Raw genomic sequence first — 9,670 nt, forward strand, 5'->3', positions numbered from 1 at the left:
GCTCAGCCGACCTTGTAGGTGGCGAGGGCCTTCGCCACGAGTTTGCCGTGCGCGTCGACGATCTCGGCCTCACAGTTGACCAGCGACCGGCCCCGCCGCAACACCCGGCCCACGCCGATCACGTCGCCGGCCCGGGCCGGCGCCATGAAGTCCAGCGCCATCGACACCGTCACGCCCCGAAGGTCGGGGGGTGCCTGCGCGCCGCACCATGCCGCCGCCATGACGGTGACGTCGGCGAGGGTGGCGATCGCGCCGCCGTGCACCATGTCCCCGATCGTCACGTTGGAGGGGTCCCACGGCAGCCGCAGGCGCACCTCGTGGTCGTCGAGCCGGTCGGCGACGATGCCCAGCTTCGCGACGAACGGCGATTGGGGGAGGAACTGCGCGATGACGTCGCGGCCGCTCGGTGGCGGGCCGGCGGGTGCGGAGTCGGAGGTCATCCGTTCATGCTTTCGCATCGGGCATCGGCCGGAAAAGGGTCACCGCCGGTCTTGACCCGATGCGTCGGATGGGCGTCGTCCGCGCCATGAGCGGCGCCCACTTGACAACCGTCGCCACGAACTGATGCTATAGAGGGCAAAACTGCCAAACTTGACCGACTCTACCAGGTTTAACCGAGGAAGCCATGACCAGCGATCTGAAGGCGGGTCCCGCCGCCGGCCAGTACGAGTTGAGCCACCTGCGCTCGCTCGAGGCCGAAGCGATCCACATCATCCGCGAGGTGGCCGCCGAGTTCGAGCGGCCGGTGCTGCTGTTCTCCGGCGGCAAGGACTCGATCGTCATGCTGCACCTGGCGCTGCGGGCGTTCCGCCCCGGGCGGTTGCCGTTCCCGGTGATGCACGTCGACACCGGGCACAACTTCGACGAGGTGATCGCGACGCGCGACGAACTGGTCGCCGAACACGGCGTGCGCCTGGTGATCGCCTCGGTCCAGGAGGACATCGACGCGGGCCGCGTCGTCGAGCCGAAGCAGGGGCGCAACCCGATCCAGACCGTGACGCTGCTGCGCGCGATCCGGGAGAACAAGTTCGACGCGGCGTTCGGCGGGGCCCGCCGGGACGAGGAGAAGGCGCGGGCCAAGGAACGGGTGTTCAGCTTCCGCGACGAGTTCGGCCAGTGGGACCCGAAGGCGCAACGCCCCGAGCTGTGGAACCTGTACAACGGCCGGCACCACAAGGGCGAGCACATCCGGGCCTTTCCGCTGTCCAACTGGACCGAGTTCGACATCTGGTCCTACATCGGCGCGGAGAACATCGCGCTGCCCTCGATCTATTACGCCCACCGCCGCAAGGTGTTTCGCCGCGACGGCATGCTGCTCGCGGTCGACCGGCACATGCACCCGCGCGACGACGAGCCGGTGTTCGAAGCGACGGTGCGGTTCCGCACCGTCGGCGACGTGACCTGCACCGGATGCGTGGAATCGGAGGCCTCGACGGTGGATGAGGTCATCGCCGAGACCGCGGTGTCCCGGCTGACCGAACGCGGCGCCACGAGGGCCGACGACCGCATCTCGGAGGCCGGCATGGAAGACCGCAAACGGCAGGGGTACTTCTGATGGCCACACCGACGACGCTGCTTCGCCTGGCCACCGCGGGTTCCGTCGACGACGGCAAGTCCACGCTGATCGGCCGCCTGCTCTACGACTCCAAGGCCGTCATGGAGGACCAATGGGCGGCGGTGGAGCAGACGTCCAAGGAGCGCGGCCACGACTACACCGACCTCGCGCTGGTGACTGACGGTCTGCGCGCCGAGCGCGAGCAGGGCATCACGATCGACGTAGCCTACCGCTATTTCGCCACGCCCAAGCGGAAATTCATCATCGCCGACACCCCGGGCCACATCCAGTACACCCGCAACATGGTGACCGGCGCGTCAACCGCCCAGCTGGTGATCGTGCTCGTCGACGCCCGGCACGGACTGCTGGAGCAGTCTCGCCGGCACGCCTTCCTGGCCTCGCTGCTGGGCATCCAGCACATCGTGCTTGCCGTCAACAAGATGGACCTGATCGGCTGGGACAGAGAGAAATTCGAGGCCATCCGCGACGAATTCCACGCGTTCGCCGCGCGCCTCGATGTGCACGACGTGGCCACCATCCCGATGTCCGCGCTGCACGGCGACAACGTGGTGACCAAGTCGGACCAGACGCCCTGGTACGAGGGCCCCGCGCTGCTGTCGCACCTGGAGGAGGTCTACATCGCCGGCGACCGCAACCTGGTCGACGTGCGGTTCCCCGTTCAGTACGTCATCCGGCCGCACACCCGCGAACATCAGGACCACCGTAGCTACGCGGGCACCGTGGCCAGCGGGGTCATGCGTCCGGGCGACGAAGTCGTCGTCCTGCCGATCGGCAAGACCACTCGGATCACCGCCATCGACGGGCCGAATGGTCCAGTGGAAGAGGCGTTTCCGCCGATGGCGGTTTCGATCAGCCTGGCCGACGAGATCGACATCTCGCGCGGTGATCTCATCGCCCGCACCAACAACCATCCCCGGGTCACCCAGGAATTCGACGCGACCGTGTGCTGGATGGCCGACGACGCGACGCTCGAGCCCGGCCGGGACTACGTCATCAAGCACACCACCCGCACCACCCGCGCCCGGGTGACCGGGCTGGACTACCGGCTCGACGTGAACACCCTGCACCGTGACAAGGCCGCAACGGCGTTGCAGCTCAACGAACTCGGTCGCATCTCATTGCGCACGCAGGTGCCGCTGCTGCTCGACGAGTACACGCGCAACGCCAGCACCGGGTCGTTCATCCTGATCGACCCGCACACCAACGGCACCGTGGCGGCGGGCATGGTGTTGCGGGACGTCTCGGCGCAGACGGCGAGCCCGAACACCGTGCGGCACAAGTCATCGGAGGTGGCCGAAGCCCGGCCGCGGGGCAAGACGGTGTGGTTCACCGGGCTCTCCGGTTCCGGCAAGTCGTCGGTGGCCATGCTCGTCGAGCAGAAGCTCCTCGAAAAGGGCGTCGCAGCTTACGTTCTCGACGGTGACAACCTGCGGCACGGCCTGAACGCCGACCTGGGATTCAGCATGGCCGACCGCGCCGAGAACCTGCGCCGGCTGGCGCACGTGGCGGCGCTGCTCGCCGACTGCGGCAATGTCGTGCTGGTACCGGCGATCAGCCCGCTGACCGAGCAACGTGAGATGGCGCGTAATGTGCACGCCGCCGCGGGGTTCGACTTCGTCGAGGTGTTCTGCGACACCCCGATCGAAGAATGCGAGCAGCGTGATCCGAAGGGGCTGTACGCCAAGGCGCGCGCGGGCGAAATCGCGCAGTTCACCGGCATCGACAGCCCGTATCAACCCCCGGTGAATCCCGACCTGCGGCTGACCCCGGAGCTCAGCGTCGAGGAGCAGGCGCAGAGCATCGTCGATCTGCTCGAATCGCGCGCTTAGCGCACGGCTGCGACTGATTGCCGCCGCCGGGTGGCACAATCCTCAGAGTGCGCATGTCGGCGAAGGCGGAGTACGCGGTGCGGGCCATGGTCCAGCTCGCCACGGTCCCCGACGGGACGCTGGTCAAGACCGACGACTTGGCCCAGGCGCAGGGCATTCCGCCGCAGTTCCTCGTCGACATCCTGACCAATCTGCGCACCGACCGCCTGGTGAGAAGCCATCGGGGCCGCGAAGGCGGCTACGAACTGGCTCGGCCGGGCAACGAGATCAGCATCGCCGACGTGCTGCGCTGCATCGACGGCCCGCTGGCGAGCGTGCGCGACATCGGTCTGGGGGACCTGCCGTACTCGGGGCCCACCGCGGCGCTCACCGATGTCTGGCGGGCGCTGCGCGCCAGCATGCGTTCGGTGCTGGAGGAGACGACGCTGGCTGACGTCGCCGCCAACGCGCTGCCGAAGCACGTCGCCCAATTCGCCGACGACTATCGAACACAGGAAAGCGTGCGTCACGGCACGCCCCGCGCCGGCGAATAGGCGCTAGCGCTGGCCCCCCGACCCGTAAGGGCGGGTGAGTATCTCCATGGCATGGCCCGAGGGGTCGAGGAAGTACACCCCGCGCCCGCCGTCGTTGTGGTTGATCTCGCCGGGCCGTTTGGCGCCCGGGTCCGCCCAGTGCTCGAGGCCTCGTGACCGGATCTTTCCGTAGATGGTGTCGAAATCCTCTTCGGACACCAGGAAGGCGTAATGCTGCCGCGGGATCTCCGCGCCCTCGGGAGCGTCCGCATAGTCCAGGTTGGCGCCGTGCTCGAGCTGGACAACCATGAAGTGGCCGAATGGTTTTGGGCTGGGCAGGCCGAACAATTCGGCTAGAAACGACGCGGACTCCTGCTTGTCGCGGGCGGCGACGATGGTGTGGTTGAAACTGATGGCCATAATTCCTCTTTACTCCTTGACGAGCGTGCGTGTTTGCGCGCCGACACGCCGTCTCCGCCGTCGTTCCGCGCACGTTCGCCACAACATGGCGTTCTTATTTCGGCGCCGTGAGCTCCAGGGCGATGTTGTCGGGATCGCGGAACTGCAGGATGTAGGACGGGCCGATGTCTTTCACCGGTTCGTGTGCGATGCTCAGCTCGTCGAGATGCGCTGCCGCAGAGTCTAATTCGTCCTTGCTGGCGACCCGGAACGCGATGTGGTCGAGCCCGGCGCGATCCTCGTCGAAGCGATCGGTCGCGACCGGCCGCAGCCCCAGCAGCGTGCCGCCGAGGTCGTAGATGACCCCACCGAACAGGAAGCTCAGCTGTTTGCGGGTGGCCTCGTCGGCGTTGTCGGGTACCTCCAGCAGGACCGGCCAACCGAACACGCTCTCGTAAAACTGCCGGGATCGCTCGATATCGGTGACGGTGAGGCGAACGTGCGCGATCGAACTGCTGGTGAAACCCATCTGCTCCATGCTGCCACTTGCGCCACCGAATGTTTACCGGTCATGCCAGAATCGCCGCGTGCGAACTGCGATGACGCTGCCGGTGATGGAGCCGGACTTGAATGCGGGAATTTTGGAGGACTGGGCGCGCGCGATCGACGACGGCCCGTTCTCGTCATTGTGCTGGGGCGAGCGCATCGCATTCGAGAACCCGGACAACCTCACGCTGCTGGGCGCGCTGGCCGCCTGGACGAGCCGAGTGCGGCTGCTGACGACCGTGATCGTGCCGCAGCTGCACGACCCGGTCATGCTGGCCAAGGCGCTCGCAACCGGGGACATGCTCTGCGGCGGGCGGCTGAGTGTGGGCATCGGCGTTGGCGGGCGGCACGAGGACTACCACGCCGTGGGCGCCGACCCGGCGACCCAGACCATGCGCGACATGGCCGAGCGCGTGGCCGTGATGAAGCGGGTGTGGGCCGGTGAAAAGCTCACCGAGTCGGTGCTACCGGTCGGGCCTGCGCCGGTGCAGCCCGGCGGTCCGCCGCTGTTTGTCGGCAGCATCGGCCCGAAGACCATCCGCAGCGCCGCTTCCTGGGCCACCGGGCTGGCGGGGACGACGCTGGACCTGGACGTCGCCAAACAGAACGAGCTCTTCGACGTCGCCCGCGACGCGTGGGCGCGGGCGGGCAAGGGCGAACCGCACCTGGTGACGTCGTTCTGGTTCGCGTTCGGGTCGCCCGAAGAGTCCCGAGCCCAGGTGCATCGTCATCTGCGGCGCTACATGAATTGGATACCGCCGGAATACGTCGACGCCATGGCGCCGACCACCGGCTGGGCGGGCACCGAGGACGAGCTGCTGGAAGTGCTGCGCAAGTTCGAGGCCATCGGCACCGACGAGGTACAGCTCATCCCGACGAGCTCCGACATCGACCAGCTACGCCGCGCGGCGGACGTGGCCGGCCGGCTGTAAAGGGCTTGGCCCGACGGCGGCGACCCGCAGCGCCCGGCTTCGCCGCGCTTGCGATCGCCACTAGGCCGACGCGCGCTCTTCCCCGGCGGCGGGCTGCTGCGGGGGCTGCCCCTTGCGTAGCGTCGCCATCAGCTCGCGGTAAGGCCCCACGAGATAGACCGTGTCGCCGCCGCGGAGCCAGGCGTCCCGACGCGGATGCAGCTCCACGGGCGCGTCCTGCCGGGTGATCGCGATGACGCGGGTCTGGGTGGACAGTTCGAACATCTTCAGCCCGTCGAGCTCGCTGCCGGGCGCCACATGCATTCCGCCGACCATGAAGGAGCGCTGCCCGACCGAAAAGGTGCCGAGCACCTGCAGGCCCATCGCGGCGCCGATGAACCATGGTGCGGCGAGTTCGACGGTGGATCGGACGTTCTCGAACCCGAACCGCTGCGCCACCGCGGCCCCCAGCTTCCGGTCGTACACGCGCAGCACGAGGGGAACGTCGGGCCGCACGACGTGCGGCATCACCCGCGGCCCCAGCATCTCGCGCAACACGATGCCGGTCTCGATGTTCACCATGTCGTCCTGTGTCAGCACCGCCACCGCGCGGGCGTGCTCGACGCGGGCGGCCTCCAGCGTCTTGCGCAGCGTGGCGTCGCCGAAGATCACCGGCACGTCGAGGTCGGCGGCCGTCGACAGGAAGCGGTTGTTCTCGTCACGCTCGATGACGGCCACGTCGTATCCGGCCGACCTCAGGTCGGCGACCACCCGGCTGCCGAACGAGCCGAGCCCGACGACGATGACGTGGTTGCGCAGATGGCGGGCCCGGCGGCGTCCGACCGAGTGGGCGAATCGTCGCGATATCAGCAGGTCGGCGATGAATGCGACCAGGAGCGCCGTGGTCGTCACGCCCGCGAACATCAACATGATGCTGTAGAGCCGCAGCCAGGTGGGCTGCTGAAGGAAGCTGAAGTCGCCGTACCCCACGGTCGCGATCGTCTCGGTGCTGAAGTACAGCGCGTCGAGCCACGTCATCTTCGGATTCGGCTGGTAGCAGAAGCGCAGGACCACCGTCGACCCGAGCAGCAAGCACGCCGCGGCCACCAGGGCCCGCCCGAACATCGGGTTGACGTCGTCACGCAGCGCGCGCACGCCGTCGAGTGTCCGCCGCAGCCGGGGCAGGCGGTAGCGCGTCACGGTGGGGCGCGGGACCTTGATGCCGCGGGCGGCCAGTTCGTCCGCGGTGCCGATCATCGCGGTCCAGTCACCGGCGTGGACCGCCAAATCACGGCCGGGGCACGACACCACCTCGCCCGGGGTCGCGCAGTCCTCGCCATGGATCACCGCCACCGGTGCCAGGTCACCGTAGATTTCACGCAGCGTCGCGCTGTACGGCGCCTCGGCGCCCGAGACGACGAACTCGATGCCCGCCGCCTCGAACGGGTGCACGGTGTGCGCCAGGCAGGCCTCGACGACCGAGGGCGCCGCAAGGTCGGCGACGTCCAGGATCGCTCCGGGGCGCTTGTCGGCGGCCATCGCCGTCCGCAACACGTCGTTGCCCAGCCGCGCCACCACCCGCACCCGCGGGTTGACTTTCCTTGCCAGCAGCGCGATTTCGAGATTCGTCGCGTCGTCGTCACCGACGCAGATCACCGCGCGGGCGCGGGCGACTTCCGCGTGTTCGAGTTCGCCGGCGGTCCTGAGCTTGACGATGTGCACGCCGGCGTTGTTGAGCTCCTCGACGATCGTGGTCGCCAGCGCGTCGTCACCGCTGACGATGATGTGACCGCGCATGGTTACGCACCCTTCCGGGCGTACGGCATACCCACCTCTGAGACGTTGGCGTTCGTTCCTATGACTATCGGGCACCGTGCCGTTTGATGCCAGCGCGACACCGGACGCGCCAGCGGCGAAGGTGAATTGCCACGAGGCCCTGCGAGGGATTCGATAGCGGTATGACGCCGCCGGAACTGCCCGGGCCGCTCGCCGCCTTGACCCGGCTCATCTCGGAACGCATCGCCGCGGCCGACTTCGCCGGGGCGTTGCCGCTGATGAACGAGCTGGTTGCCGTCTGCCGCCCGATCTTGGGGGAGCGTCACCCCAACGTCTTGGACATGAAGCTCGCGCTGGTGCACCTGCAGCTCCAAATGGGCGACCAGGCCGGCGCCTATGCCGCCCTCGAGCAGCTGGTGCCCGAGCTCGAGCAGCTGCTCGGCCGCGATCACATCACCACGTTGACCGCACGCCACATGTTCGCGGACCGGCCCCAGCGCGAGGCGCGGGCCGCGCTGGCCGAGTGGTCACAACTGCTGGCCGACGAAGAACGGGTGCTGGGGCCCGAGCATCCCACCGCGCTCACGTCCAGGGACCGGGTGGCGCAGAAGCGCAAGGAGCTCGGGGACTATGTGGGCGCCATCGCCGAGGGCGAGCGGGTCCTCGAGGCCCGCCGCCGGGTGCTCGGCGAACACCACGAGGACACGCTGGGTATGCGCATGGCGCTGGCGCAATGGCACGGCGAATCGGTCGACGGTCCCGGCGCGGTGGCCGAGCTCGAGTCGCTGGTCGAGGTGATGCGCGAAAAGCTGGGCGATGACCACCGCCACACGCTGATCGCTCGGCACACCATCGCGCTGTGGGAGCCCGAACCGGACGACTGCCGCGACAAGGTCGCCACCTGGCAAGCCCTGGTCGACGACGAAGCGCGGGTCTTCGGCGACGACAATCCCATCACCGTCGCCGCCCGTGAGGAACTGGCCAAGTGGCGCGACCGCGCGGAGGAATACCGGTGGGTGACCGAGACCCGTGATCGGGTCGAAGGGGCCATCAAGCGCCGTCTGCGTGCCAAACATCAAGCCACGCAGCGATTTTCAGACGAGGAATACCTGCGGTGCTGGCTTGCCGAGCGCGGCGCCCAATTTCCGGTATGGGCAGGCCATTACGGCGGCGACGCCGTCTGGGACTTCTCGCCGGAGTCCCTGGACGCGTTGGAAGAGCTCGTCATCCAGAAGGGCGCGACCCCAGAGCAGCTCCTCGACGAGGAGCGGAATGCGCCGTTCGTCGATGGCGCCGTGTGGTATCTCGGGGAGGTGCTGCGCCGCGGACGGTCCCTGCCGTGGCAATACACCCGCGGTGACGCGGCAGATCCCACCGTCGGCTACGTCGACGTGTTCGAAGCCCTCACCCGGGTGTTGCACTCCGTCGACCGCGGTGCCCTGCGCCGCACGTACGACCGCTTCACGGCAGCCCAGTGATACTGGGTTGGTGCCTTTCATCGAATGCGTCGCGTCCCGCGAGATCTACCGGAGCCAGTGGATGGTGCTCCGCGAAGACGACATCCGTCGCCCTGACGGCAGCCCCGGCATTTACGGGGTGGTGGACAAACCCGACTATGCGCTGGTGATGCCGTTCGACGGCCACCGCTTCCGGCTCGTCGAGCAGTTCCGGTACCCGCTCGGGGAGCGGCGGTGGGAGTTCCCGCAAGGCACCGCCCCCGGCCTGACGCACACCGAGCCTGCCGAGTTGGCCGAGCGTGAGCTGCGCGAGGAGACGGGCTTGAGCGCGACGTCGTTCGAGGTGCTGGGCCGGCTCGATGTCGCTCCGGGCATGAGCAGCCAGCGCGGCTGGGTGTTCCTGGCGACCGGGATCGTCGAGGAGGGGGAACCGGACCTCGAGCACGAGGAACAGGACCTGCGCAGCGCCTGGTTCGACCGCGACGACGTCGAGCAGATGATCCGGTCCGGGGTGATCGCCGACGCGCAGTCGATCGCCGCCTACGGCCTGTTTCTGCTGCGGCGGGCATGAACGATGCGGGGACCCGCCGGGTCCCCGCATCGTGGTGTCAGGTTTCAGGCCGAGGTGACGTACTGCGGGCAGTAGGCCGAAGCGGCGGCGACG

At 68.3% G+C, this 9,670-nt stretch carries 10 protein-coding genes; 6 read left to right on the plus strand and 4 right to left on the minus strand.

Features of this window, described 5'->3' with window-relative positions:
- Positions 1-2 precede the first annotated feature (2 nt).
- The gene (locus A5701_RS26590) at positions 3-440 is read right to left on the minus strand and encodes a PaaI family thioesterase (RefSeq protein ID WP_067761215.1); all 438 of its coding nucleotides are present in this window, start codon (positions 438-440) and stop codon (positions 3-5) included.
- A gap of 185 nt (positions 441-625) precedes the next feature.
- Between A5701_RS26590 and cysD the strand changes: the two genes are divergently transcribed.
- The 3 genes from cysD to A5701_RS26605 are packed head-to-tail and all read left to right on the plus strand — an operon-like array spanning position 626 to position 3,938.
- Positions 626-1,555, plus strand: a complete 930-nt coding sequence (gene cysD, locus A5701_RS26595; RefSeq protein WP_067761222.1) for a sulfate adenylyltransferase subunit CysD — start codon at positions 626-628, stop codon at positions 1,553-1,555.
- Positions 1,555-3,405 carry an adenylyl-sulfate kinase gene (gene cysC / locus A5701_RS26600; RefSeq protein WP_067761224.1) on the plus strand — a complete coding sequence of 617 codons (1,851 nt, stop codon included), beginning with the start codon at positions 1,555-1,557 and terminating at the stop codon, positions 3,403-3,405. The genes cysD and cysC overlap by 1 nt, the downstream gene beginning before the upstream one ends.
- Before the next feature lie 47 nt (positions 3,406-3,452).
- Positions 3,453-3,938: an RrF2 family transcriptional regulator gene (locus A5701_RS26605; RefSeq protein WP_067275957.1), complete on the plus strand. Its 486-nt coding sequence runs from the start codon at positions 3,453-3,455 to the stop codon at positions 3,936-3,938.
- Positions 3,939-3,941: 3 nt separating this feature from the next.
- Here the strand turns inward: A5701_RS26605 and A5701_RS26610 are convergent, their stop codons facing one another.
- On the minus strand, positions 3,942-4,337 hold the full coding sequence (locus A5701_RS26610; RefSeq protein ID WP_067761225.1) for a VOC family protein: 396 nt from the start codon (positions 4,335-4,337) through the stop codon (positions 3,942-3,944).
- Between the two features lie 94 nt (positions 4,338-4,431).
- Entirely contained in the window at positions 4,432-4,845 is a 414-nt protein-coding gene (locus A5701_RS26615; protein ID WP_067761247.1) for a VOC family protein, read from the minus strand.
- A gap of 70 nt (positions 4,846-4,915) precedes the next feature.
- Here A5701_RS26615 and A5701_RS26620 point away from each other — a divergent pair, with 70 nt between their 5' ends.
- On the plus strand, positions 4,916-5,794 hold the full coding sequence (locus A5701_RS26620) for an LLM class flavin-dependent oxidoreductase (protein ID WP_067761229.1): 879 nt from the start codon (positions 4,916-4,918) through the stop codon (positions 5,792-5,794).
- A 60-nt stretch (positions 5,795-5,854) separates the two neighbouring features.
- Here A5701_RS26620 and A5701_RS26625 read toward each other — a convergent pair whose 3' ends face one another.
- Positions 5,855-7,570, minus strand: a complete 1,716-nt coding sequence (locus A5701_RS26625; RefSeq protein ID WP_067761232.1) for an NAD-binding protein — start codon at positions 7,568-7,570, stop codon at positions 5,855-5,857.
- Between the two features lie 161 nt (positions 7,571-7,731).
- On the opposite strand from A5701_RS26625, the gene A5701_RS28405 reads away from it, so the two are divergent.
- Entirely contained in the window at positions 7,732-9,027 is a 1,296-nt protein-coding gene (locus tag A5701_RS28405; protein WP_067761236.1) for a tetratricopeptide repeat protein, read from the plus strand.
- 61 nt (positions 9,028-9,088) lie between these two features.
- Positions 9,089-9,577: an NUDIX domain-containing protein gene (locus A5701_RS26635; RefSeq protein WP_231969136.1), complete on the plus strand. Its 489-nt coding sequence runs from the start codon at positions 9,089-9,091 to the stop codon at positions 9,575-9,577.
- Positions 9,578-9,670 lie beyond the last annotated feature (93 nt).

It is taken from the genome of Mycobacterium sp. E3305 (genome assembly GCF_001666785.1).
Classification (GTDB): domain Bacteria; phylum Actinomycetota; class Actinomycetes; order Mycobacteriales; family Mycobacteriaceae; genus Mycobacterium.

What these genes read in the sequence shown, in the direction of transcription:
- A5701_RS26590 (WP_067761215.1), bottom strand. Translation starts at nt 440, where the DNA reads ATGACCTCCGACTCCGCACCCGCCGGCCCGCCACCGAGCGGCCGCGAC.
- cysD (WP_067761222.1), top strand. Translation starts at nt 626, where the DNA reads ATGACCAGCGATCTGAAGGCGGGTCCCGCCGCCGGCCAGTACGAGTTG.
- cysC (WP_067761224.1), top strand. Translation starts at nt 1,555, where the DNA reads ATGGCCACACCGACGACGCTGCTTCGCCTGGCCACCGCGGGTTCCGTC.
- A5701_RS26610 (WP_067761225.1), bottom strand. Translation starts at nt 4,337, where the DNA reads ATGGCCATCAGTTTCAACCACACCATCGTCGCCGCCCGCGACAAGCAG.
- A5701_RS26615 (WP_067761247.1), bottom strand. Translation starts at nt 4,845, where the DNA reads ATGGGTTTCACCAGCAGTTCGATCGCGCACGTTCGCCTCACCGTCACC.
- A5701_RS26620 (WP_067761229.1), top strand. Translation starts at nt 4,916, where the DNA reads ATGACGCTGCCGGTGATGGAGCCGGACTTGAATGCGGGAATTTTGGAG.
- A5701_RS26625 (WP_067761232.1), bottom strand. Translation starts at nt 7,570, where the DNA reads ATGCGCGGTCACATCATCGTCAGCGGTGACGACGCGCTGGCGACCACG.
- A5701_RS28405 (WP_067761236.1), top strand. Translation starts at nt 7,732, where the DNA reads ATGACGCCGCCGGAACTGCCCGGGCCGCTCGCCGCCTTGACCCGGCTC.
- A5701_RS26635 (WP_231969136.1), top strand. Translation starts at nt 9,089, where the DNA reads ATGGTGCTCCGCGAAGACGACATCCGTCGCCCTGACGGCAGCCCCGGC.